This is a genomic window from Ruegeria meonggei, assembly GCF_042768335.1.
In the GTDB taxonomy this organism is placed as follows: domain Bacteria; phylum Pseudomonadota; class Alphaproteobacteria; order Rhodobacterales; family Rhodobacteraceae; genus Ruegeria; species Ruegeria meonggei.
Genome location: NZ_JAXHBT010000002.1, coordinates 282,356 through 305,342, shown reverse-complemented (window position 1 = coordinate 305,342; position 22,987 = coordinate 282,356). Strand labels below are relative to the sequence as shown.

18 protein-coding genes are annotated in these 22,987 nt (G+C 56.0%); 9 read left to right on the top strand and 9 right to left on the bottom strand.

Going from position 1 to position 22,987, the window contains the following annotated elements; translation table 11 throughout:
- Positions 1-4: 4 nt before the first annotated feature.
- Positions 5-988: an HlyD family secretion protein gene (locus SJY13_RS21470; RefSeq protein ID WP_377194172.1), complete on the top strand. Its 984-nt coding sequence runs from the start codon at positions 5-7 to the stop codon at positions 986-988.
- On the top strand, positions 985-2,508 hold the full coding sequence (locus SJY13_RS21465) for a DHA2 family efflux MFS transporter permease subunit (RefSeq protein WP_377194170.1): 1,524 nt from the start codon (positions 985-987) through the stop codon (positions 2,506-2,508). The genes SJY13_RS21470 and SJY13_RS21465 overlap by 4 nt, the downstream gene beginning before the upstream one ends.
- Here the strand turns inward: SJY13_RS21465 and crcB are convergent.
- Together crcB and SJY13_RS21455 are read right to left on the bottom strand one after the other, a co-directional pair.
- On the bottom strand, positions 2,505-2,867 hold the full coding sequence (gene crcB, locus SJY13_RS21460; protein ID WP_085822266.1) for a fluoride efflux transporter CrcB: 363 nt from the start codon (positions 2,865-2,867) through the stop codon (positions 2,505-2,507). The two genes, SJY13_RS21465 and crcB, sit on opposite strands and share 4 nt — an antisense overlap.
- Positions 2,864-3,271, bottom strand: a complete 408-nt coding sequence (locus SJY13_RS21455) for a fluoride efflux transporter FluC (RefSeq protein ID WP_377194168.1) — start codon at positions 3,269-3,271, stop codon at positions 2,864-2,866. Before SJY13_RS21455 ends, crcB begins: the two co-directional genes overlap by 4 nt.
- A 195-nt stretch (positions 3,272-3,466) precedes the next feature.
- Here SJY13_RS21455 and SJY13_RS21450 point away from each other — a divergent pair, with 195 nt between their 5' ends.
- From SJY13_RS21450 to SJY13_RS21440, 3 genes are read left to right on the top strand one after another with little or no spacing between them, the layout of a single operon-like run.
- Positions 3,467-5,047, top strand: a complete 1,581-nt coding sequence (locus tag SJY13_RS21450) for an FMN-binding glutamate synthase family protein (RefSeq protein WP_377194166.1) — start codon at positions 3,467-3,469, stop codon at positions 5,045-5,047.
- Positions 5,048-5,107: 60 nt separating this feature from the next.
- On the top strand, positions 5,108-5,647 hold the full coding sequence (locus tag SJY13_RS21445) for an RNA polymerase sigma factor (protein WP_377194164.1): 540 nt from the start codon (positions 5,108-5,110) through the stop codon (positions 5,645-5,647).
- Positions 5,644-7,614: a vWA domain-containing protein gene (locus SJY13_RS21440; protein ID WP_377194162.1), complete on the top strand. Its 1,971-nt coding sequence runs from the start codon at positions 5,644-5,646 to the stop codon at positions 7,612-7,614. Before SJY13_RS21445 ends, SJY13_RS21440 begins: the two co-directional genes overlap by 4 nt.
- 50 nt (positions 7,615-7,664) lie before the next feature.
- Here SJY13_RS21440 and SJY13_RS21435 read toward each other — a convergent pair whose 3' ends face one another.
- Genes SJY13_RS21435 through SJY13_RS21420 form a run of 4 tightly spaced genes read right to left on the bottom strand, consistent with a single transcriptional unit; the run spans position 7,665 to position 11,569 of the window.
- A complete protein-coding gene (locus tag SJY13_RS21435) occupies positions 7,665-8,309 on the bottom strand; it encodes an ABC-type transport auxiliary lipoprotein family protein (protein ID WP_377194160.1) in 645 nt (214 codons plus the stop codon).
- Positions 8,306-9,622 carry an MlaD family protein gene (locus SJY13_RS21430; RefSeq protein ID WP_377194158.1) on the bottom strand — a complete coding sequence of 439 codons (1,317 nt, stop codon included), beginning with the start codon at positions 9,620-9,622 and terminating at the stop codon, positions 8,306-8,308. The genes SJY13_RS21435 and SJY13_RS21430 overlap by 4 nt, the downstream gene beginning before the upstream one ends.
- A gap of 5 nt (positions 9,623-9,627) precedes the next feature.
- Positions 9,628-10,443: an ABC transporter ATP-binding protein gene (locus tag SJY13_RS21425; RefSeq protein ID WP_085822261.1), complete on the bottom strand. Its 816-nt coding sequence runs from the start codon at positions 10,441-10,443 to the stop codon at positions 9,628-9,630.
- Position 10,444: 1 nt separating this feature from the next.
- Positions 10,445-11,569, bottom strand: a complete 1,125-nt coding sequence (locus SJY13_RS21420) for an ABC transporter permease (protein WP_377194156.1) — start codon at positions 11,567-11,569, stop codon at positions 10,445-10,447.
- A 295-nt stretch (positions 11,570-11,864) separates the two neighbouring features.
- Between SJY13_RS21420 and SJY13_RS21415 the strand changes: the two genes are divergently transcribed.
- From SJY13_RS21415 to SJY13_RS21400, 4 genes are all read left to right on the top strand, one after another.
- Positions 11,865-13,397, top strand: coding sequence for a sulfatase-like hydrolase/transferase (locus tag SJY13_RS21415; RefSeq protein ID WP_377194154.1), 1,533 nt, complete (start codon positions 11,865-11,867; stop codon positions 13,395-13,397).
- 137 nt (positions 13,398-13,534) lie between these two features.
- A complete protein-coding gene (locus SJY13_RS21410) occupies positions 13,535-15,400 on the top strand; it encodes a PAS-domain containing protein (protein ID WP_377194636.1) in 1,866 nt (621 codons plus the stop codon).
- A complete protein-coding gene (locus tag SJY13_RS21405) occupies positions 15,400-16,101 on the top strand; it encodes a response regulator transcription factor (protein ID WP_377194152.1) in 702 nt (233 codons plus the stop codon). Before SJY13_RS21410 ends, SJY13_RS21405 begins: the two co-directional genes overlap by 1 nt.
- 279 nt (positions 16,102-16,380) lie before the next feature.
- Positions 16,381-18,147: an ABC transporter ATP-binding protein gene (locus SJY13_RS21400; protein WP_377194150.1), complete on the top strand. Its 1,767-nt coding sequence runs from the start codon at positions 16,381-16,383 to the stop codon at positions 18,145-18,147.
- A gap of 57 nt (positions 18,148-18,204) precedes the next feature.
- On the opposite strand, the gene SJY13_RS21395 is transcribed toward SJY13_RS21400, so the two are convergent.
- The 3 genes from SJY13_RS21395 to SJY13_RS21385 are packed head-to-tail and all read right to left on the bottom strand — an operon-like array spanning position 18,205 to position 22,986.
- Entirely contained in the window at positions 18,205-19,515 is a 1,311-nt protein-coding gene (locus tag SJY13_RS21395) for an HlyD family type I secretion periplasmic adaptor subunit (protein ID WP_377194148.1), read from the bottom strand.
- Positions 19,499-21,646, bottom strand: a complete 2,148-nt coding sequence (locus SJY13_RS21390; RefSeq protein ID WP_377194146.1) for a type I secretion system permease/ATPase — start codon at positions 21,644-21,646, stop codon at positions 19,499-19,501. Before SJY13_RS21390 ends, SJY13_RS21395 begins: the two co-directional genes overlap by 17 nt.
- Entirely contained in the window at positions 21,643-22,986 is a 1,344-nt protein-coding gene (locus SJY13_RS21385; protein ID WP_377194144.1) for a TolC family protein, read from the bottom strand. Before SJY13_RS21385 ends, SJY13_RS21390 begins: the two co-directional genes overlap by 4 nt.
- Position 22,987 lies beyond the last annotated feature (1 nt).

The window sequence follows — 22,987 nt, the reverse complement described above, 5'->3', positions numbered from 1 at the left end:
ACCCATGAAGTCGATGAAAGCCGCAGCCGTTGCCGCAATGCTGGCCGCAATCGCCGTTGGCCTGTTTCTGTATTGGCGCCATGAGGAGCGTTACCCATCCACCAAAGACGCCTATGTTGGGGCGAATGTTATCTATGTCGCCGCGCAGGTCACGGGGCAGGTGGCCGCAGTGCCGATTTCAGACAATCAGCCGATTAAGGCAGGGGATCTGCTGTTCACCATTGATGACACGCAGTTCAAGGCCGCGGTTGATCAATCCAAGGCCAATCTGGACAGCGCGATACAACAGGCTCAGTCCTTTTCCACGCAGATCACGGCGGCAGAGGCGATGGTCGGATCCACCCAGTCTGCGTATGACACGGCAAAGAAAAACCTCGAACGTGCACGGGCGTTGTTCTCGGATGGTGATCTGGCTCAGGCATCGTTGGATCAGGTTTCGTCAGAATTCGCAGAGGCCTCGGCCCGTCTGACCACCGCGCAGTCCAGCCTACTGGCCTTGCAAAGCGGGGTGGCGGCAAAGCAGGACGAGGTTCTGTCGGCACAGGCACAGTTGGAAATTGACAAGGCCAATCTAGACTGGACCAAAGTGTATGCCACCGCAGATGGCTGGATCGCCAACCTGACCCTGCGGCCTGGGTCCGCTGTATCCGCAAACGCACCGCAGTTTTCCATCGTTGAATCCTCGGATTGGTGGGTAGATGCAAATTTTAAGGAAACCTCGCTGCCCCGTATTCGCCCGGGGCAGCCGGTTCGTATACTGATCGACATGCTGCCCGGTGTGACCCTGACGGGCAAAGTTGTTTCGATCGGCCGGGGCTCGGGGGATACCTTCTCATTGTTGCCGTCCGAGAATGCCAGCGGCAACTGGGTCAAGGTCACGCGCCGTTTCCCGGTGCGCGTCGCGCTTGACCCAACGGACGCACCGCTGCGCGTGGGTGGCAGTAGCAAAGTGACCGTGGACACCAGCGAAGTTCAGGCCGGGCAATGACAGCCCCGGCGGCAAGCCGCATCAACTCGGTGATCGTCGTCGCCGTTGTACTCAGTGCGATACTCGAGGTGCTGGACAGTACCATCGTCAATGTCGCGCTGCCGCATATTCAGGCAGCGTTCGGGGCCACAACCGATCAGGCCACTTGGATTCTGACCAGTTATATCGTCTCGGCTGTCGTGGTCATGCCCTTGACCGGATTTGTCGCCCGCCGGGTCGGGAGGCGAAGGCTCATCCTGACCGCCATCATCGGATTTACCACGATGTCCGTTTTGTGCGGCCTGTCCTGGAGCCTTGAAACCATCGTAATCTTTCGGCTGGCGCAGGGCATGTTCGGTGCGTTTCTAATACCTTTGTCACAATCCATTCTGTTTGATGCCTTTCCACGCGAAAAACGCGGGCAGGCGATGGCGGTATTTGGGCTTGGTGTTGTGGTTGCGCCGGTTCTTGGGCCGACCGTAGGTGCGATCCTCACCGAATATTTCTCATGGCGAATGGTGTTTTTTGTCAACCTCCCGGTAGCGGCTATGGCACTGCTGCTTTTGGCCGGAGAGTTGCCGGAGGACGAAACCGAAGAAGTTCGCATCGACTGGGCTGGTCTGGCGTTGCTGGCCATCGGCATCGGGTGTCTGCAATTTGTTCTGGATCAGGGCGAGACCAAAGACTGGTTGTCGTCGCACGCCATTCAATTGGCGGTGATTGCGTCTGTTCTGGGGGCTCTGGGGTTCCTCTACCACGCGCTGACATCCAGAAACTCTGTTGTCGACCTGCGCCTGTTTGCAGATCGCAATTTTGCCCTGTGTAACCTGGTCATCGCCGGGTTTGCCATCTCACTGTTTGGTGGCATCGCCATTTTGCCGACCTTTGTGCAAAACCTGTTGGATTATCCGGTTATCGAATCCGGCCATCTATTCATCCCGCGCGGGATTGCTGCGGGGATCTCAATGGTTGCGACAGGAGCTATTCTGGTTTCCCGGTTCGATCCGCGTGTCCTTGCCGGGGTGGGCATGTTGTTGACAGCCATCAGCAATTTCATGCTCGGGGCGCTGAATTTGAATGCCGGGTTCTGGCAACTGGCATGGCCGGGCGCCGTGAGCGGGCTTGGAATGGGGCTGGTGTTTGTACCCATGTCCATTCTTGCTTTTGAAAGCATCTCAAAATCCCGGCAGGACGAGGCGTCAGGCCTGTTCAACGTAACCCGACAACTAGGGTCTTCGGTCGGAATTTCGCTGGTGGGTACCTGGGTGGTGCGCGGATTGCAGACGAATACGGCTGTCCTCAGCCAAAATGTGACGCCCTATAATCCGGCGGCCCAGGCTTATTTGGCACCGCTTGGGCTAACGCCGGACAGTGCCCAGGGAGCGGCCTTTTTAGGTCAGGAAATCTCGCGGCAAGCCGAGTTGATTTCTTATCTGACGGTGTTCAACAATCTGGGTCTGCTGGCCCTTGCGACTATACCGCTGTTGTTTTTCTGCAAAGCACCCAAGGCAGAAACCCAAGCGCAGGTTCATGCGCATTAGCGCATCACGACCAGACCCATCCACAGGGCAAGCCAGCACAAAGCAAGGCTCAGGAGGATATTCCCGGCGGCCAGCGCGATCGTCCGTTCGCGCCGCAACTCCAGCGTTTGATAGGCAAAGCTGGAAAAGGTGGTGAATCCGCCGCAGAAGCCAAATACCAACCGCTTTTCTTCTTCTCCCATATCGACCGGGCCACCCAGATACCCGATCCACAGACCCAGAAGCAGGCTGCCCAAGACGTTCACGATCAACGTTGACAGTGGCAGATCATGATTGATCCGCAGCGCAATCCAGTGACGAAACACGGCCCCCAGTCCGCCACCCAGGCCGAACATGACATGCAGGTACAGCTCGCTCATTCCGAGGCCCTTGGTCCGTCTCGCCTGCGCCCAACGACCTCGCCCAGAATGGCGGCCCCCAAACCCAAGGTGATTTCCAACCCTGCGGCAGACACCGCAACCCACAAATGCGATGATGCCAGGCGCTCAAGCTCGGCCACAAAGGACGAAAACGTGGACAACCCACCGCAAAACCCTACCGCACCCAGATGCACCACATGCGCATGAACACGGTGACGTATGGAATAGAGCCAACCAAGTATGAAACACGCCACGATATTGATGCCAAAAGTGGCGGTCAGGATCGGAGCACCGGGTATTTGGGCGGCAAACACCTCGCGCAGCACAGAACCCACTGCACCGCCAACGAAAACAGCGGTGAACATCAGGACCAAGGTCCGGACAGCGGGTCGGGTTTGTGTCACGGTCGATGATCCTGCCTGGTTCGCCTTTTCTTGGGCATACCTATTGCTGGCGGATGGATCAACTGTGCCTAAACCTCTGCCTCTTTTCACAAATTCCCCCGAACCTGTGATTTCGGGTACAAATGCTTGCAACCAAATACCGAATTGTACCACGTTGCCACAAAACCGATTGCGCATCACTTAGGGAGAGCACGAATGATTGTACGCAGACTCTATTACATCCTGAGTTATGTTTGCCTGCCGTTAACAGTTTTGTTGGGGTATTTCTGGCCACCCATCTTATGGCTGCTTGTGGTATTGGTCCCTTACTCAGTGATCGGCCTCTATGACATGCTGACCACCAAGCACAACGTCCTGAACAACTACCCGGTGCTCGGTCATTTCCGCTATATGTTGGAATTTGTGAGCCCGGAAATCCGGCAGTATTTTGTGGAAACAAATGAAAACGGCCGCCCCTACAATCGGATTGTTCGCAGTTTGGTCTATTCCCGCGCCAAGGGGCAGGTGGACACGCAGGCCTTCGGTACCCAATACGATATTCTGAGCGTTGGCTATCACCGGGCCGACCATTCGCTTGCGCCCAAGGATGTGGCTGAAAGCGAAGAACGTGTGATGTTGGGCGGGCCGCAATGCACGCAACCCTATCTCGCGTCGCGTTTGAACGTGTCGGCGATGAGTTTCGGCGCGCTCAGTGCCAATGCTATCCGGGCTTTGAATGGTGGCGCCAAAGACGGTGGTTTCGCACATAACACGGGCGAGGGCGGATTATCTCCGCACCACTTGGCCGAAGGTGGGGATATCATCTGGCAAATCGGCACGGGTTATTTCGGCTGCCGCTCGCCCGAGGGTGGGTTTGACAAGGACAAATTCGCTGAAAATGCCAGGCGCGACGTGGTCAAAGCGATCGAGATTAAGCTCTCGCAAGGGGCAAAACCGTCCCATGGTGGGGTGCTGCCTGCGGCTAAGGTAGATAAGGAAATCGCCGAAATCCGCGGCGTGCCCGAGCACCAGGATGTGATTTCCCCGCCTGTGCATTCAGCTTTCGACGGGCCAACGGGATTGTTGCATTTCGTGCAACACCTGCGCGAGATGTCGGATGGCAAGCCCATCGGGTTCAAGCTGTGTATTGGTAGACCGTCCGAGTTCATGGCGATCTGCAAGGCGATGTTGGAAACCGGTATCCTGCCGGATTTCATCACGATTGATGGATCAGAGGGCGGCACCGGCGCGGCACCGGTCGAGTTTACCAATCGCCTGGGCATGCCGCTGAACGAAGCATTGATTTTCGTCAACAACTGCCTGCGCGGGGTCGGGTTGCGCGACAAGATCCGGATCATCTGCTCGGGCAAGGTGGCCACTGGGTATGATATGGTCGAAAAATTCGCGCTGGGGGCCGATATGTGCAACGCGGCGCGTGCGATGATGTTTGCGGTCGGCTGCATTCAGGCCTTGCATTGCAACACAAACCGCTGTCCATCGGGCGTCGCCACACAGGATCCGATCCGGGGTCGGGCGGTAAATGTGCCGCAAAAACGCGTGCGGGTGCATCGTTTTCACGACGCAACGCTGGAGAGCTTCCGCGAGCTTTTGGGTGCGATGGGCAAAGACCAGGTCGCAGAGCTGCGCCCCGCCGATATTCGCCGCCGCACAGCTGATGAAAGGGAACGGTCTTATGCCGAGCTTTACGATTTTGTCGAGGATGGCGCCCTTCTGACGGGTACAGTCCCCGATCAATATGCAGCCGAATGGAAAATGGCTTCGGCAGATCATTTTTAATTTTTTTTCGCCAACGCCAAGGATTGACCTTTTCGATCCGTCTTACTCATCGTGATGCGTATGACAACAACGGACGAAAATCTGGCCGGGGCAGCGGCGAAAGGTGACGCAGATGCCTTTGCCGCGCTGTTGGCGCGGCATTACGACCGGGTGTTTCGCCTTGCTTTTCGTCTGACCGGCCGCGCCGACCAGGCCGAGGATTTGACGCAAGACATTTGCGCGGCCTTGCCAGCAAAAATTGCCGGATTTCGGGGGCAGGCAAAGTTCACCACGTGGCTTTACCGGGTGGTCGTGAACGCCGCCGAAGACGCGCGCCGCCGTCAGGCCAGCTACAGCCGCGCCGCGACCGGGTGGGGGGATGTTGAACAGATGCGCCGGGCCGAAGCCGCGGAAACCGCCGAGGCTGTCGATTGGTTGCAGCGGGCCCTGCAGTCTTTGCCGCAGGACCTGCAGGACACGCTGGCCCTGACACTCGAGGATGAGATGACTCATGCCCAAGCCGCCGACGTACTGGGTGTTTCCGAGGGCACCGTTTCCTGGCGCATGTCAGATATCCGCAAGCGCCTGCGCGCCCTGCGACAAGAGGAGCTGGCCCAATGACAGACGATCTTGACGACCTTAAAACACTGATGAACGCAGCCACGCCCGCGCCCGATGCACAGCGCCGGGCCGAAAACCTGTCGATAGCGCAGGAAAATTTCAATCGCGCCCAAGGATTGCAAACTGGCGCACGTCCTACTGACAAGCGAGGCCGGATAGCCCGCCTGACAGAAGGAGTGAAAACCATGTTGAATGCCCTCTCCCATCGCGGTGCACTGACAGCGACCACCGCAATTGCCGCCGTGGCGCTGGTGATGATCGTGCCGCAGACGCGGGACTATGTCGTCAATCCCACCAGTCGTGCAGAAAATCGGCAGGCTGAGCCGATTGCTGGTATCTTGCCAACACCAAACTCTGAATCGGTTCATGATGGTGCTGTGTCAGACCTGCAAGGCTTGGTCGCGGATGCCCCTGCAACGTCGCCTAAGCCCAGAGTGCGTAAGTCAAATGCGCAAGAGTCCAGTTCGCTGGGCGCGACAATGGAATCCGGGATTGCTGGTGGGGCATTGTACGAACGGGCTCCGTCGATAGCACCTTCGCCGATTGAGCTTGATCAAAGAGTTGTGCCCGAGGCTGACACCGAGGCCTTCGCCAATTCCGACACAAACGCGCTGAAAGTCACGACCGAAGAGCCGGTCTCGACCTTCTCGATCGATGTCGACACGGCGTCTTATTCAATCGCCCGGTCTTCGTTGATGCGGGGCCAGTTGCCACCCAAAGACGCAGTACGGGTCGAAGAGATGGTGAACTATTTCCCCTATGCCTATCCTGCGCCAGAAGGTGAAATGCCGTTCCGTCCGACAATCACGGTGTCGCAAACCCCGTGGAACGAGGGTACTCAGCTTGTACATATCGGCATTCAGGGTGAATTGCCTCAGATCGCAGAACGCGCACCACTGAACCTCGTCTTTCTGATCGATACATCCGGATCGATGCAGGACCCGACCAAGCTGCCCCTGTTGAAACAATCCTTCCGTCTGTTGCTGTCGGAATTGCGGCCCGAAGATCAGGTCTCGATTGTTACATACGCAGGCAGTGCCGGGCAGGTGTTGGAGCCCACGGCAGCCTCGGAACGCGCAAAAATTCTGTCCGCACTGGAACAGTTAGAGGCCGGTGGCTCAACCGCAGGTCAAGCCGGGTTGCAGCAAGCCTACCAAGTGGCCGAAGGCATGACTGCCGAGGGTGAGGTGACGCGGGTGATCCTGGCTACTGACGGGGATTTCAATGTTGGCCTGTCGGACCCTGATGCGCTACAGAACTTCATTGCGGGAAAACGCGACAGCGGGACGTTTCTGAGTGTTTTGGGCTTTGGCCGCGGTAACCTTGATGACGCGACAATGCAGGCGCTGGCTCAGAACGGAAACGGGCAGGCTGCTTACATCGACACGCTGGGTGAAGCACGCAAGGTGCTGGTCGACCAGTTGACCGGTGCTCTGTTCCCGATTGCCAACGACGTCAAGATACAGGTCGAATTCAACCCGACTCAGATCGCCGAGTATCGCCTGATCGGATATGAAACCCGCGCGTTGCGGCGCGAGGACTTCTCGAATGACATGGTAGATGCAGGGGATATTGGCGCGGGACACACAGTGACGGCGATCTATGAGGTTACCCCCGTTGGATCGGATGCGATCAGGAACGGACCGCTGCGCTATACCGAGCAGGTAGCGACCGACGGATCAGATGAAATTGGGTTCTTCAAGCTGCGCTACAAGATACCTGGCGCAAATCAAAGCCAATTAATCGAAGAGCCGATCTTTGCCGGGCAAGGCGTAGCAAGCGAAGACGTGCAGTTTTCTTACGCCATTGCCGGGTTTGGCCAGTTGCTGCGCGGCGGCGAATACCTGGGGTCGTGGTCGTACGAGGACGCCATTGCATTGGCCAATTCCGCGAAAGGTCAGGATTCGTTTGGGTATCGGGCAGAAGCCGTCACTTTGATCCGATTGGCAGAAACTCTGGCCCAGTAGGTCTGAGTTGTGGGTGCTGTATTCTGACAGCACCCACTTCTATGCCCGGTTTATCTTGGGTTATTGGCCGCATGGGCGTTGATTTTGCGGACGCTCCATTCCACGGCATCCCTCATAGTCTTGCCCAGTGCCTCATCAAACGCTTTGACCAAATCCGGTGTCTGATCACTGGCCGAGACGATGTATTCCCTAAACGAATCCGATGCGATGATTTTGTCGTCAAACTCGTCGATGATCTTGATATTCATGCGCACTTCGACACGTATGGTTTTGGTGTTCTCAACATCACTGACCACGAGGCCCTGAAACTCTCGCAGATCGGGTACGATCACGTAATCAGCGCGCAGCCCGACAGTGGAACGGCCCACGGCAGCGACTTTACCGCTGTTTTCATAGCTTTCCACCAGCAAAGCCTGAACGATCAAAGGCGCGCGATCTACCCAGCGGGCACGTGGCAGATACTGGACCTGCAACGGTGTCGGCTGAATGGCGATCTGGTCGGTGTTTACGGCGGCGGTTGCTGTTGGTTCTTGGACGACGATCTGCTTTTGAACGCGCGGCAAGGAAGACGAAAACGTGCTTTTCGGTGTTAACAGGTAGAGGTCGTTTGGCTTGGACGCTTGCCGCAGCGTATCCAGCCCCGTACACCCGCCCAGCGACACCAACGAAAGTGCCACAAGTAAAAGCCTGATCATTGGCGAAACTCCGATGCTTGGGTGCCCAGTAAGAAGCGTGCTGGATCACGTTCGACCTTGTCCACCAGCCGATCCATGCTGATCACCAGTCGTTGCGATTCCTCGATAAAGCGCGTGAATTGCGGCAGGCCGACACGCAGGAAATCAGACAGCTGGCGCCGGTTGTCCTGTACGATGCCATCGATTGTGCCTAACAGCTCTGATGCGGATTTGGACGCGCTGAGGATGTCTGCCGAGATATCGTCCAGCCGTTCAGTGACGTTTTTCACCGTCGACGCAACTTCGTTTGCGGCTGTGCGCACATCACTCATCACAGCGCCAATATCTTCGTTTATGACCTTGTTGGCCGAGTCGAATGCCTGCTCGGCCGAGGTCAGCGTTCCTTTTGCTGTCTCCATCGCGCCGGTAATCGAGCCCAGCGTTTTGTTTGCGTTCAGAAAGGTTTCGTTGACGGTTGCCAATGCGACGCCACCTTCTTCAGTCAGGCCTGACAGACGTTCAGCCAATTCCGTAGCCTGGCTTATGAAGGGTTTGACGTCTTCCTTGATCAGGCGATCAGCCGTTTCGATTGTGCCCTTGGCGCTGTCCAGTGCGACCGTCGCGGACTCAGAGGCTGCCTTCACACTTTTTAAAGTATCCGTCCCGGTTTTCAGCGTTGTTTCTGCGGTATCGGCCAGTTGATCCAACCGATCCGTGAAATTGCCGAGTTTTTTGGCTGCACCACCCAGATCCGAGGACAGGTTTTCAAAGTCCGATAAGGTGTTTTCCAGTTTGCCCGATGCCGATGCAAGATTGCTGAGTATGTCGCTGACCGACTTGCGGTTCTTGTCGTCGACAACTTTGTTGAGGTTATCAAGTAAGGTGATGGCCTCATCCAGAACTTTGGGCGCCCCTTCAAACAGCGATTGAATGGCGCTGCGTTTGCTTTTGATTACGCTGTTTTGTTCCAACCTTTTTCCACCTGAGGTGCCGCCCGTCAGCTCAACGTAACTGACGCCGGTCACGCCCAGAGAATCCAGTTGTGCGATGGTGTTTTCAGTCACAGGAATTTCCGCGTCGACCTCTAGTTTGACCCGGACTTTGGACGGATCTTCCTCATCCAATCGCAGCGAAATCACCTGCCCGACGGGCAGGCCGTTATAGCTGACGCCGCCGGCTGCAGACAGGCCGGACACATTGTCGAACAGAACGTCGTAGTAGGCATATTGACGCGATACCTCGAACTTTGCGAGCCATAGGAAAAAGCCAAAGGCGCCAAGGATACCCGCGAGGGTAAACGCGCCAATCAGAATGTAATTCGCTCGGGTTTCCATTGCCTTTACCTGTCCTGCCCCTTCTCTTGCGCCGCGCGCGCCCGGGGGCCAGTGAAATACTCCTGTACCCAAGGATGGTCGACTTTGGTCATTTCTTCAATTGGACCTTCAACCAGCACGCGTTTTTCTGCAAGCACCGCGACGCGGTCGCAAATGGCGTATAAGCTGTCCAGATCATGCGTGACCATGAACACGGTCAATCCAAGCGCATGTTGCAGCTCGCCGATCAACTCGTCGTAGGCTGCCGCGCCGATCGGGTCCAAACCTGCGGTGGGCTCGTCCAGAAACACAATCTCGGGGTCCAGTGCCAGCGCGCGGGCCAGCGCCGCACGTTTACGCATCCCGCCTGACAATTCAGACGGAAGCTTGCCACAGCTGAGTTGCGGCAGACCGACCAAGCTAATCTTCAGACTACCAAGTGCCTTCATCAGGTTTTCGCTGATCCCGGTATGTTCGCGCAGTGGGGCCATGACGTTCTGCAGAACACTCAGCGAGGAAAACAACGCACCGTCCTGAAACGCCACGCCCCAACGTTTTTCAATGCGACGACGTTCTTGTTCGGGGCCGTTCAAAACGTCGACCCCCAGCACTTCGATACTGCCTGCGGCGGGTTTGTTAAGCCCCACAATGGTGCGCAGCAGGACCGATTTCCCGGTGCCTGATCCGCCCACGATGCCCAGAACTTCACCGCGCCAGACATCCAGGTTCAGGTCATCGTGCACGACCTGAGGCCCAAACCGGTTTGTCAGATTGCGCACACGGATCACGGCCTCGCGCTGTGCGCCGGCCTTGGAGGTCTGTTCCAGCACGGTGCCGTCCATGTCAGACCCCCATCACTGAGAAGAAGATCGAGAACAGGGCGTCCAGCGCGATTACCATAAAGATCGACTGCACCACGGAAGCTGTCGTCCTCTGACCCACACTCTGGGCAGATCCTCTGACCTGCATTGCCTGCCAGCACGCTATGACGCCAATTACCAAGGCAAAGAAGGGTGCTTTGATCATGCCGATGGCCAATTGCCAGACACCGGTGTTTTCCTTCAGCCGCGTCATGAACATGCCGGGGCTGACGTCAAGGTCGATCCAGCTCATTAATCCGCCGCCGATCAGGGCGGAAATGTCGGCAATAAAGCCAAGGATCGGCAGCATAATCAGCAGGGCAACAACCCGCGGGATCACCAATACTTCGATCGGGTCCAGCCCCAGCGTGCGCATGGCGTCGATCTCTTCTTGTACTTTCATCGATCCGATTGAAGCAGTGAAGGCTGATCCGGAACGACCGGCGACAATAATAGCCGTCAGCAAGATGCCCAGTTCCCGCAGAACCGAGATCGAGATCAGCTCAACCACAAAAATCTCAGCGCCAAATTGTTTAAGCTGCGTGGCACCCTGAAAGGCCAGTACAACACCGATCAGAAACCCCATCAGCGCGACAATCGGGATCGCCTTGAACCCGGTTTCCTCCATCTGAGACACCAGCGCGGCCCGGCGCAACCGGTGCGGCATCAGGATTGTCCGAACTAGACGGTGCAGGGTCAGGCCCAGAAATCCCAGCAGCGACATCGAGTCGTTCCAAGACCCCACAGACCGTTCGCCAACGCTTGCAACCCAATCAACGAAACTACGGTGTTCGGCCTCAACACCTTGCTCATCCGGGATATTCTGAGCCACCGTATCCAACAGTGCAGAATGGGCCGGTTTCAGGCCCTTGAAGGCTACATGCGCCCCTGCGGCCCGGACGCGTCGCGCAAGATCCGCAACCAGCCATGCACCGCCGGTATCCAGCGCTTCGATCTTAGACAGATCAACAGTGACATTGCCACCATCGGGTTGGAACGCCGAAAACGCCTGTTCAACGGTTTCCAGAGACTGCGTCAGCAATTCTCCCGTCACCCGCAGACAGACACCGTTGGAGTCGCGGTCCGAATGTATCATTGGCTGCGTCATGGCCGTATGTGAAGCCAAACCGCGTTGACCTGCAACGCATTTTTGCCCTTGAACAGGGAATTGTCCGGGCGCAATTGCACCCGTGTGACAGTTTGCTGATACCGCGCTGACACAACAATCGGTTGCAAGGTCTGAAACCGACTTGACTGTCTGAACAGAGCCGATCGAAGCTCGATCCGCGTCGCGCGTCTTTGTTTGTATTCCCTGCCTCGTGCGCGACAATTCGGTTGCCGGAACCCCGGAACCACGACAGAGTTTGCAACGCACCCACACGCGTGGAATCAAGGGGTACAAGATGCAGCAAAACGGCAATGTCCTTTTCATAATCATTGACCAATTGCGGGCTGATTGCCTGAACGGAGCCTTGGCAGAGTATATCGACTTACCGAACCTGCGCGCCTTTATGAACGAAGCGGTCACGTTTGAGCGGCATTTCTCGGTGACCAACCCCTGCGGTCCGTCGCGTGCCTCGATCCTGACGGGGCAATATGCGATGAACCACCGGTCCGTTCGCAACGGAACGCCTTTGCGCCATGACACTCCAAACATCGCGACCGAGATGCGCAAGGCCGATTATCTGCCGATGTTGTTCGGGTATACTGACACCTCTGCCGATCCGCGTGCGCACCATCCCAACGATCCGATCCTGAAATCCTATGAACATCCGATGGCCGGGTTCCACGAAATGCTCGAAATGCGGCTTGAGGAATCCTATCCCTGGCGTGCGCATCTGATGCAAAAAGGCTATGCGTTCGAAGATTACTGGGACGTGCATTCCCCGGTTTCGCCAACCGGTGGTGCGCCACGCCTAAACGATCCCGCGCTGTACCGGGCAGAAGACAGCGACACCGCGTTTCTGACTGATTCATTCGTGACCAGCATGGCGCCTTTTGTTGGGCAGAACTGGTTTGCGCATCTGACCTATATCCGGCCACATCCACCGCTAGTTGCGCCGGCACCTTACAACGTGATGTATGACGGATCGACCCTGCCTCTGCCAGCGGGATTCCCCGACCGGGAGGACGAGTTGGCCCTGCATCCGTTCTTCGGTCCGACTATGGACAAACAAACGCCTACCGATGTTGTTGAGGGTTTTGACAATGTCGAACCAACCACCGAGAACATCCAGACCTTGCGGGCTGTCTACCTTGGATTGGCGACCGAGGTTGATCACCACATTGGTCGTGTCGTGCAGTTCCTGAAAGACAGCGGTCAATACGATAATACTTTGGTGGTCATCACCGCAGATCACGGCGAGATGCTGGGGGACCGGCACAGCTGGGGCAAAATGTCGGTCTATGATGCGGCCTATCATATTCCGCTGATCATTCGGGTGCCCGGTGATCAGGCACAGGCCGGGTCGGCCGTCACCGTCCCGACCGAGTCCATCGATGTTACGCCAACCATTCTGAGTTGGGTCGGTCAGCCCATCCCAAACGCGATGGATGGGCGGTCACTGATACCTCTGCTGAAAGGTCAGGTGCCGAAGGACTGGCGCACGTATTCCTTTAGCGAACTGGACTTTTCGGACCCTCAGACACCAACGCTGTGGCAACAAGAACTGGGAACAGGTCACAGCAATTCCTGTCTGGGCATCCTGCGGGACGAGCGGTTCACTCTGGTAGAGTTTGCGGCGGACATGCCACCACTTCTTTTCGACCATCAGGGTAAAGGGGAAATGGAGAATGTCGCGGAAAACCCCGAATACGCGGCGGACCTGGCCCGCCTGAGCCGCCAAATGTTACGACATCGGATGCGCAATATGGATCACACGCTGTCCCTGCATTCGATCACCAAAGACGGGCCGAAATCTACGCCTCGATACTGACTGCACGCCGACAAAGTACCATCGTCAGGAGTCGCAAAGTGTCGCGACCGTGACCTCTACACCTGTGGTCGTTCCGGTGCTACGGATATGGGGCGGGGAGGGTGAGTTTGGACATTACCGAACACCATATCAAAGAGATGACAACAGCCGGTTTGAATCTGATCGGACAGGCGTTGTCGATTTATGACAGCCAGTTGCGGCTGGTGGTCAGCAATCGTCCGTTTCAGGTGATGTTCAGCCTTCCGGACGAGCTGGTCCAGCCCGGGGCTTTGTTCCGGGATACAATCCGGTTTCTGGCGTCCAGAGGCGAATACGGCGCGACCGAAGATGTCGAAGATATGGTGGAACAACGCGTCAAACAGGCTCTGGCATTTGAACCTCACTATATGGAACGTGTGCGGGCCGATGGCCAGGTCATCTCGGTCGAAGGGGCGCCGTTGCCAAAAGGGGGTTGGGTTGCGGTTTACACCGACATCACCAACACCAAACAGGCCGAGGCGCTGTTGCGCGCAAGGTCCGAGGAACTGTCCGGCCAATTGCTGACCCGCGCTGAAGAACTGTCGGCGGCCAACCGAAAGCTTGCCGCGACCAACGCAGCACTGGAAGAGGCCAAGCGTCAACTGACCGAGATCGAAGCCCGCACACGCATGACGACAGAAATGATGCCGGCCCATATCGCGCATCTGGATCGCCATGGGCGGTACGACTACTCCAACCGGCGTCTAAGTTCGGTTCTGCCCGGTCGTCCGTCTGACATTTTGGGTATGCACATTTCCCAAGCGTTGGGGTCGACGGCGTTCACGCGTGTCGAACCGCATCTGCAAATGGCATATGGCGGCGAAACCTCGGTGTTTGAGTTTACCGAAGATCAGGATTCGCGGCGCATTCGCGTCTCGTTCACCCCGGATGGTGACGGCGGTGTATACGTGATGTCCGTAGATATTACCGAGGAAACTCAGGCCCGTGTCGCATTGCAACAAACCCGGCGACGCGAGATGGCGGCCCAGATGACCAGTGGGCTTGCGCATGACTTTTCCAACCTGTTGACGATCATACTGGGCATGCAATCCCGTCTGGAAAAGATGGACTTATCCGAGGACGCACGTGAGCTTGTGGCAGCGACGCAGCAAACCGCGCGGCGTGGCGGGCAATTGCTGAACCGAATTGCCGACATGACTGGCAATCGGACGCCGCAACCTAAAGCAACGGATATGCGAGGCCTGTTGGAGGACCTGCGCATTCTGGCCTCACCTTCTTTGCCGCGTGGGGTCGGATTGTCAGTGGTCAACACTTTGCCAGACGAAGCGATGATGCTGGATCCGGGCATGATGCAGGATGCTTTGCTTAATCTGGTTCTGAATGCACGTGATGCCTGTGGCGGCTTTGGTCAGATTACCATCAGTGCCCATAGAATCGGTGCAATCTGGATCGAGATTTCTGTGTCAGACACCGGTTCCGGCTTTTCCGATGACGCGTTGGAAAAGGCCATGAATCCATTTTTCACCACCAAAGGCAGTAAAGGGTCGGGTCTGGGCCTGCCCATGGTTTATGACACTGTGAAACTGGCCGGGGGCGATCTGAGTCTGCGTAATACTCCTTCAGGTGCATCCGTCATCCTGCGCCTGCCGTACCGACCTGCACCGTCTGCCCATGACGGTCTGGTGCTGTTGGTTGAAGACAATGACGAACTGCGTGGGCAGTTTCGGGACATGCTGATAGATCTGGGCTTTACTGTGATCGAGGCAACGTCATGTGATGAAGCCTTGGCTCTGACTGCGGATATCGACAATATCACGCTCGTCTTGTCCGATATTCGTTTAGAGGGGCAGGGTACTGGTCTGGACCTGCTGACGAAACTGCGTTCTGTTCTGCCATGTATTCTTATGACGTCCTTGCCGTATTCCGACCCGTTGCACCGCCAGGCGCTGACACTAGCTCCGGTCTTGCGCAAACCATTTACCAAGGCTCAACTATCTGCCCTGATCCGAAGCGAGGCTGCCTGATGACACAACCGCTGGTCACAATTGTTGATGATGAACCCGAGATTAGGCGCATCCTGACCGAAACCCTTGAGGATGCTGGATTTCGCACGCAGAGCTTCTCTCGGGCCCGAGAATTCGAAGCGTCCCTGAAACGTGTAACACCGGATGTCTGTTTGGTGGACCTGTCTTTGCCGGATACTGATGGGTTAGCGCTGGTTCATCGGTTAGCGCTGGAACAGGGGGCTGCGGTCATCATCATATCGGGTCGCGCGCAGGTTCAGGACCGTGTCACCGGGCTCGAGCTGGGGGCGGATGATTACATAACCAAACCGTTTGACCCGGCCGAAGTCGTCGCCCGTATCCGCGCCAGATTGCGGTCGCCACGAACGCAGACCACCCAATCTGATATCGCCAGGTTCAACGGATGGACCGCGCATTTCGACCGTTATGTACTCGAGGACGGCAAGGGTGCAGAAACACCGTTCAGCCATGCAGAAGGCGAGGTTTTGCGGTTGTTTCTGGACAGTCCAAAACGCTTGATTAGCCGCGCGCAAATGCAGGAAGCATTGGGCGGAGCAGCAGGTGACAGTTTCGACCGTGCGATGGACGTGCGTATTTCCCGACTGCGCACTAAATTGCGGGAGGATCCGAAAAATCCGCGTCTGATCAAGACGATCTATGGCGCCGGTTACATTTTTCTGGGAGATGTTGATTGGCGATAAAATGCTTATGGGGCAGGGCTCTTGCACCGAGATTCTGATAGAACTTTATGTGGTTATCTTTTAAAAACATGGAGATAGATGAAAGTCTTGTGAGGCAAGCCCTGACATTGACACAACAAACGGCATTATCTGTAAGCACGCTATGGATTCTTGCGACTGGCGCGCATAACTAACAGCATCCCGAGTGTCTGGCATGCTCTGCTTTTATATGCCGCTTGAAACAGAAATGGCTGCACCACGCTTGAGCGTTAAAACGACTAAAGGTTTTTGGAGAGAAGAATGATCAAAGAAGCCTGGACGAGATGGCGTTCTGGTCATATCGGCCGCCTTTTGGGCGAAAGCCTCCGAAATCAGGGGTGGTTGTACGGGATAGCGATGATTGCGATGGTCCTGGTGGCCGCGACAACCGCCGGCACCGCGTGGATGATGGAAAACATCGTCAACACGATGACCGAACCAGACAAGCGATCCCAAGTTTATCTGGTTGCCGGAGCAGTCGCTTCGCTGTTTTTCTGCAAAGCTGCAGCATCGTATGTGCAGGCGATTTTCCTGGCGCGTGCCGGAAACCGAATAATCGCCGTGCAACAAGAGCGGCTTTTTGCCAAGCTGATCAAGCGCGGCGTCGGCTTTTTTGAAAGAACGGAATCATCCAGTTTGCTGATGCGCGTCACGCAAGGGGCCCAGGCCGCCAGGCGGCTGGTTGATGTTATCGTTACTGGCTTTGTTCGCGATGCACTAACGTTGGTTGGGCTCGTGGTAGTCATGGTCTATCAGCAACCGATGCTGTCAGTCTTGTTTTTTGTGGTCGGTCCGATTGCAATGTTTGGTGTCCGGTTTCTGCTGAAAAGCGTTCGGGCGATTATGCAGTCCGAAATGAAGGCGCTGTCGGAAATTATCAAAGTCATGCAAGAGACCTCAGGTGGCATTACCATCATCAAGGTTTTGGCGCTTGAAGATCACATGAGTCAGCGCATGAACGGCGCGATCAGATCGGTTGAGCAGCGAGCAAACTCGATCTCCAAGTTACAGTCCGTTGCTAGCCCATTGATGGAATTTCTCGCAGGCTTGGCCGTCGCAGGGGTCCTGATCATCAGTACTGTGGGCTTCGCAGGAAGTCAGCCTACGACGGCCGGACAGCTGATGTCGTTTATTACCGCACTGCTAATGGCCTACGAGCCCGCGAAACGGTTGTCGAAAATGCGCGTTGTGATTGAAACAACGCTGGTTCCCATTGGCATGATGTTCGAACTTCTGGATCAAGAAGAGCCTATGCGCGAAAGCCCTGATGCTAAAGAACTGAGCTCAGGGCCGGGCAAAATCTGCCTGAAAAACTTGACCTTTGGATACCACGGAAAACCGAAGGTTATCAACAATATGAACATGACTTTCGAGGCTGGAAAGACGACTGCTCTGGTTGGGCAGTCCGGCGGAGGAAAGTCTACAATCTTCGGGTTAATCATGCGGTTTTATGACCCGGCCAGTGGCACAGTTGAAATTGACGATCAGGATTTGCATGGTGTCACCTTCGCCTCTTTGCGCCGAAAGATCTCATATGTTGGTCAGGAAACGTTTTTGTTCTCTGCAACAGTGATGGAGAACCTTCGTTTTGCGAACCCCGCTGCGACAGATGAAGAAGTGATGGAGGCCGCGCGCGCGGCGCATGCGCATGACTTCATTTCCAAGTTACACCATGGGTATGATACCGAGGTTGGCGAGAACGGTGCATTTTTGTCCGGCGGTCAAAAACAGCGCCTGGCTATTGCTCGGGCTATTCTGCGCAAATCCGAAATTCTACTTCTGGACGAAGCCACCAGTGCGCTTGATGCGGAATCGGAAGCTCTGGTAAAAGCCGCTTTGGATAAATTGACCAAGAACGTAACAACCATCGTAATTGCGCATCGGCTTTCGACGGTCCTTGAGGCTGACAACATCGTCGTCATTCAGGAAGGTGAAGTAATTGAAGAAGGGAACCTTGACACCTTGATCAAGAAAGATGGGGCTTTCCGAAGGCTGTTTGACCAGCAGTTCAAACAGCCCGCGTCTTAATCGGCAAAGATTTTGGAAAACGTTTTGGGGCGTTTTGTGTTTGACGAGGCGTAATTCTCATTCCCGAAGCGCTCGGTCTTTCACTTTTACAACAGGTTGCAGCAAGTACTCCAAAACCGTCTTCTTGCCGGATAAAATATCAACTTCGGCAATCATCCCCGGGATGATCTCAACGGCGACACCGTTCGCGTCCAGCATCGAGTTGGTTGTTTCGATTTCAACCACGAACACCTCTTCGTCGTTACGTTCTGATCGCGTGATGGTGTCCGCACCGATACGCGTTATCACACCGTTCAGCGCCCCATACCGAGCAAAGTCATAGGCCGTGATTTTGACTTTGACAGGCTGGCCGGCGTGCAAAAAGGCGATGTCTTCTGGACGGACATAGGCTTCAACCAGAAGTGTATCATTCAATGGCACGATTTCGATCAATTCTTCTCCACTGCGTGCCATCCCTCCAACCGTTGAGCGGTGGATACGATTGACAATACCTCGGACCGGCGACCTGACCTGCGCTCGCGCGGCCCGGTCTTGCAGGGCAGGCAAGACCGGTTGAAGCGCTGCCAGTTCGGTTGTGGCCAGCGCCAAATCCGTCAGGGCAGCGCTTCGGAATCTGCTGCGGGTCGCCCGGATGCGATCATCAATTTCGTCCAGCCCGGTTTTCAGCCTGTTGGTCGCAGCCTCTGCTCGCGTTTTGTGGCCCTCCCACTCTGCTTCGCTGCGGCGCAAGGTGAGCAGGGTCGTTGCCGGCTCCATTCGCTTTTCGACCAAAGGTTCCATCATCGCGCGCTCTTCTGCCAGTAAACTGAGCGTTTCGTTGGCGGTTACCCGATCTACCAGGCCTTCTTCGTATTCCTGATGCCGTTGCTGCCTTTGCCGCTCAAAGATTGCGATTTCTGCGTGCAATTCCGATTGACGGCCCTGATACAAAGCAGTTTCCGATTTCACGACCTTCGGAGCCCCTTTGATCAGCGCTGCCTCGAAAGACAGTTCCACCTCGTCGATTTCAGCCTGCAACCTTTGCGCTCGTGCCATCAGACCATATGCGCGTTGTTGTTCCTGACTAAGCTGGCTTTGGATTTGAGTGGTATCGAACTCCATCAAAAGCATGCCTTTGTCGACAACTTGCCCTTCGCGCGTGTTCAATGATTGCAAGACGCCGGGTTCAGTGGCCTCGATGACCTGAATATCCGCCGAGGGCACAATCCGCCCGTCAACACGTGTAACGTCGTCCAGTTCCGCCAGATGGGCCCAAAACACCATGGCGATCAGGCAAGAACAAATCACCAGCAAAAGAAGTGAGCCACGAATTGGAGAGCGTCCGCGCATTTCACGCGCTAGGAGGGCGAGGTCAGGATGCCGCGACATTCAGATGCCTCCGAGCTTTACGGGCGTGTTGTGCAAGCAAGCTTTTGGGTCCGTCCGCGGCAATGCGCCCACCTTCAATGACAATCACGCGGTCCACCAGTTCCAACAGGCTGGTGCGGTGCGTTACGATTACCATTGTCGTATCTTCTGTTGCTTGTTTGAGACGTTTGATCACATCTGCCTCGGTTTTCACGTCCATTGCACTGGTTGGTTCATCCAGCAGCAGGACTGGGGGGCGGCCAATCAATGCACGGGCCAGGGCAATAGCCTGACGCTGCCCGCCAGACAGGCCTTCGCCACGCTCTGCCAGCTTCAGATCATAACCGTTTGGGTTGTAGGCAACGAATTCCTCGACACCCGCCACTTTGCCCGCATGGATCAGATCCTTGTCAAGCGGGCGAACGGCACCGCTGTTGATGTTTTCACGGACCGTCCCGGAAAACAGCCAGATATCCTGCAGGACTGATCCGACGTTTCTGCGAAGATCACCTGGATCAAGCTGGCGGATATCGACACCGTCCAGCATCACTGACCCGGACTTGGGCTCGTAAAGCCCCAGCAAAAGGCGCGCGATCGTGCTTTTTCCCGACCCGATTGGACCCAAAATTGCGACTTTCTCACCGGCTTCGATTGTGAAAGAAATGCCGGCTAATGTGTCGTCCGCCTGGTCCGGATAGGCAAATTGAACATTGTTAAAGGATATGCGGCCTTCAAACCCTGACCGGCTGATCCAGGTGCGCCCCACTGGCCGCTCGCTATCGGCCTGCATCAACGCATTCAGATTGCGAAAGGCACTGCGGGCCTGATTAACGCGAGTCAGAGTTTGCGCCAACTGTCCCAACGGCGCCAAGGCCCGCCCAGTCAACATCACCGATGCAACCAATGCACCCATGCTGGCTTGCCCGGCGGTGATCAGGAATACACCATAGAAAACGATCAGCACCTGTGCTGCCTGTTGTGCAAACCCGGTTAGATTCAGGGCGAGCTGGGTTACAGCACGGCTGCGTGCGCCATGTGAAGACTGGCGCTCTATGGCATTTTCCCATCTTGCCTTCATCGACTGGCCCGCCGAAGTTGTCTTGATGGTTTCAAGGCCCGAAACCGTCTCGACCAAAACGGATTGTTTAGACTGCCCGTCAGAAAAACTTTTCTCAGCCAGACGCGAAAGGATCGGCTGAACTGCTACACCAGTGAGTAGCACAACGGGAACAGCAAGTGCCGGGATCATTGCCAACGGCCCACCCACCATATGGATTACAAAAATAAACAACGCGATGAACGGAAGATCGACCAGCGCAACCAGAGTGGCTGACGTAAAGAATTCGCGCAATGTCTCAAACTCGCGAATGGTGCTGGCCATGGCGCCGGTAGATCCTGTACGCGACTTCATCCGGATGTTCAGCACCTGATCGAAAACGCGCCTTCCCATGAGCATGTCAGCCTTTTGACCAGCACGATCAATGAAACCCGCGCGCAACAGCTTAAGAGCGAAGTCAAACACAAGTGCGAGGCCCACACCAACTGTCAGTGCAATCAGGGACTCGGTTGCCTCATTGGGGAGTACACGATCATACACGACCATGATGAAAATTGAGGTGGACAACCCCAGCAAATTGGCAAGCGCCGCAGCAAGGATAACCTGCGTGTAGGACCACTTGTTTGCGGACATCGCCGACCAGAACCAGTGCCCGGTCATAGAAGTTTTGCTACCGGAGTTTTCTTCCCGGTGGTTGCGGCGAAACAAAATGGCATATCCGGTATAGGTTTGGCGCAGGGCGTCTTCAGTTACCTCACCAATTCCTTCCCCCAGGGAGGGATCAAATACCAAGGGATGCCCTTGCCGTGTGCGACCATGAAAGACGACGGTTCTGCCGCCGTCCAATATCAGCAACGCAGGGGTCAAACTGTCATCGAACTCTGCCAACCGTCGTTTCCCGTACCCTGCCTGCAGGCCTGCCTTTTGTGCCACTTCGATTGCGTCGCGTATGCTGAGGCCCCCTGCGCTGCCAGTTTGAGCGGCGTAGAGGGATGCAACGTTTAGCGGTCGATCCAAATGGGCCGCAACATGCAGGATGCACGTCTCCAAAGACGAAAGCTCCGGCACTTTCTTGACACTCGGCAACTCCGTCATTGCAGCCCTCCCCATTTGGCTGTCGAAATCCCGAGAAGATCCAGGATGTCACCTGTAAGGCTGAGCGCGGCATAGTTGGTTAGGAAAAAGCTCTGCTCGGCGAGGATCAACCGCTCCTGCGCAATCACGTAGTCTCGTTGCGCGTCCAGGATTTCGTTCAGGCTGCGGCGGCCGATTGTGAACTGTTCCCGCGCCGCTTCGACGCTGTCGGCATTGGCTTGAACGGCAATGCGTGCCGCTTGCAGCCGCACCGCTCCGGCCTGTTGGTCGGAGCGCACGATTTCCAGTTCTCGCTGGATTTCGCGGATGACAGATTCCCTTACGAATTCAGCCTCCTTAACCTGTGCTTCTGCCGCTGCAATCGACGCGCGTCGTTGTCCTGTGCTGTCCAGCTCATAGTTAAAGGAAAGGTCGACCCCGAAATTGGCATCGTTGTCTTCATCCCGATCAGCAAACGCTGCGATTTTTACATCTGGGTTCCGCCGTGCAAGCGCGGCTGCTTGTTCTGCCCGAGCCGATAGTAGCGCTGCGTCTGCTCTGCGTACCTGTGGGCTGTCCATCACAATCTGAGTGTATGTCCGCGACAGCTTAGGAGCTTCGACAGGGGGCTGTAAGGTGCCAGGCGCTGTTCCAAACACTTCTCTGAACCGGGCATTTGAACGATCCAGACGTGCGTTGGCATCGGCCAAGCGAGTGCGTGCATCAGCCATTCGTGACCGCGCAGATAGAACGTCCGCGTTTGAACCCACCCCTTGTGTGGCCCGTTCAGTGATTTGCTGGACTAGTTCTTCATGAACAGCGAGATTTCGGGTCGAGATTTCAAGGATTTTACGTCGGTCCAGCACGACAACATAGGCTTCGATTGCCGACAGCGCAGTAGCTGATGCTGCTTGAAGTTGATTTCCCATACTTTCCAACACACGCGCCTTGGCTGCTGCAAGATCACCTGAAGCCGCGCCACCATCATAGACAAGCTGAGAAATACGGAGATACGGCGTGACATCCGCGATGTCCGAGTCAACACGCTCTGACCGCGCATTAACCCCCACTGACAGTTGTGGCAAAAACGCCCCTCTGGCTGCGTCTTCATTGGCGGAAGCAATGTCCATTCTGGTTGCGCTTTGGGATAGGTCAGGGCTGGAATCAACGGCCGCTCGCACCCTTTGACCAAATGCGCTTTGAGTCAGCCTGGGCGATGGCGCGCTTGCGCCTGCCCCTACCGAGCCCCTCGATAACGAAACCTCCACTCCCGTCAGGTCAGGGGTCGCTGTGCACGCCGACAGGGTTGCGACAAGAAGGATCGGCAGTACAGATTTGAATGTGCAGTTGAATATTGGCATA

What these genes read in the sequence shown, in the direction of transcription:
- SJY13_RS21445 (WP_377194164.1), top strand. Translation starts at nt 5,108, where the DNA reads ATGACAACAACGGACGAAAATCTGGCCGGGGCAGCGGCGAAAGGTGAC.
- SJY13_RS21385 (WP_377194144.1), bottom strand. Translation starts at nt 22,986, where the DNA reads ATGCCAATATTCAACTGCACATTCAAATCTGTACTGCCGATCCTTCTT.
- SJY13_RS21450 (WP_377194166.1), top strand. Translation starts at nt 3,467, where the DNA reads ATGATTGTACGCAGACTCTATTACATCCTGAGTTATGTTTGCCTGCCG.
- SJY13_RS21425 (WP_085822261.1), bottom strand. Translation starts at nt 10,443, where the DNA reads ATGGACGGCACCGTGCTGGAACAGACCTCCAAGGCCGGCGCACAGCGC.
- SJY13_RS21405 (WP_377194152.1), top strand. Translation starts at nt 15,400, where the DNA reads ATGACACAACCGCTGGTCACAATTGTTGATGATGAACCCGAGATTAGG.
- SJY13_RS21415 (WP_377194154.1), top strand. Translation starts at nt 11,865, where the DNA reads ATGCAGCAAAACGGCAATGTCCTTTTCATAATCATTGACCAATTGCGG.
- SJY13_RS21430 (WP_377194158.1), bottom strand. Translation starts at nt 9,622, where the DNA reads ATGGAAACCCGAGCGAATTACATTCTGATTGGCGCGTTTACCCTCGCG.
- SJY13_RS21390 (WP_377194146.1), bottom strand. Translation starts at nt 21,646, where the DNA reads ATGACGGAGTTGCCGAGTGTCAAGAAAGTGCCGGAGCTTTCGTCTTTG.
- crcB (WP_085822266.1), bottom strand. Translation starts at nt 2,867, where the DNA reads ATGAGCGAGCTGTACCTGCATGTCATGTTCGGCCTGGGTGGCGGACTG.
- SJY13_RS21395 (WP_377194148.1), bottom strand. Translation starts at nt 19,515, where the DNA reads ATGTCGCGGCATCCTGACCTCGCCCTCCTAGCGCGTGAAATGCGCGGA.
- SJY13_RS21410 (WP_377194636.1), top strand. Translation starts at nt 13,535, where the DNA reads ATGACAACAGCCGGTTTGAATCTGATCGGACAGGCGTTGTCGATTTAT.
- SJY13_RS21440 (WP_377194162.1), top strand. Translation starts at nt 5,644, where the DNA reads ATGACAGACGATCTTGACGACCTTAAAACACTGATGAACGCAGCCACG.
- SJY13_RS21420 (WP_377194156.1), bottom strand. Translation starts at nt 11,569, where the DNA reads ATGACGCAGCCAATGATACATTCGGACCGCGACTCCAACGGTGTCTGT.
- SJY13_RS21465 (WP_377194170.1), top strand. Translation starts at nt 985, where the DNA reads ATGACAGCCCCGGCGGCAAGCCGCATCAACTCGGTGATCGTCGTCGCC.
- SJY13_RS21400 (WP_377194150.1), top strand. Translation starts at nt 16,381, where the DNA reads ATGATCAAAGAAGCCTGGACGAGATGGCGTTCTGGTCATATCGGCCGC.
- SJY13_RS21470 (WP_377194172.1), top strand. Translation starts at nt 5, where the DNA reads ATGAAGTCGATGAAAGCCGCAGCCGTTGCCGCAATGCTGGCCGCAATC.
- SJY13_RS21435 (WP_377194160.1), bottom strand. Translation starts at nt 8,309, where the DNA reads ATGATCAGGCTTTTACTTGTGGCACTTTCGTTGGTGTCGCTGGGCGGG.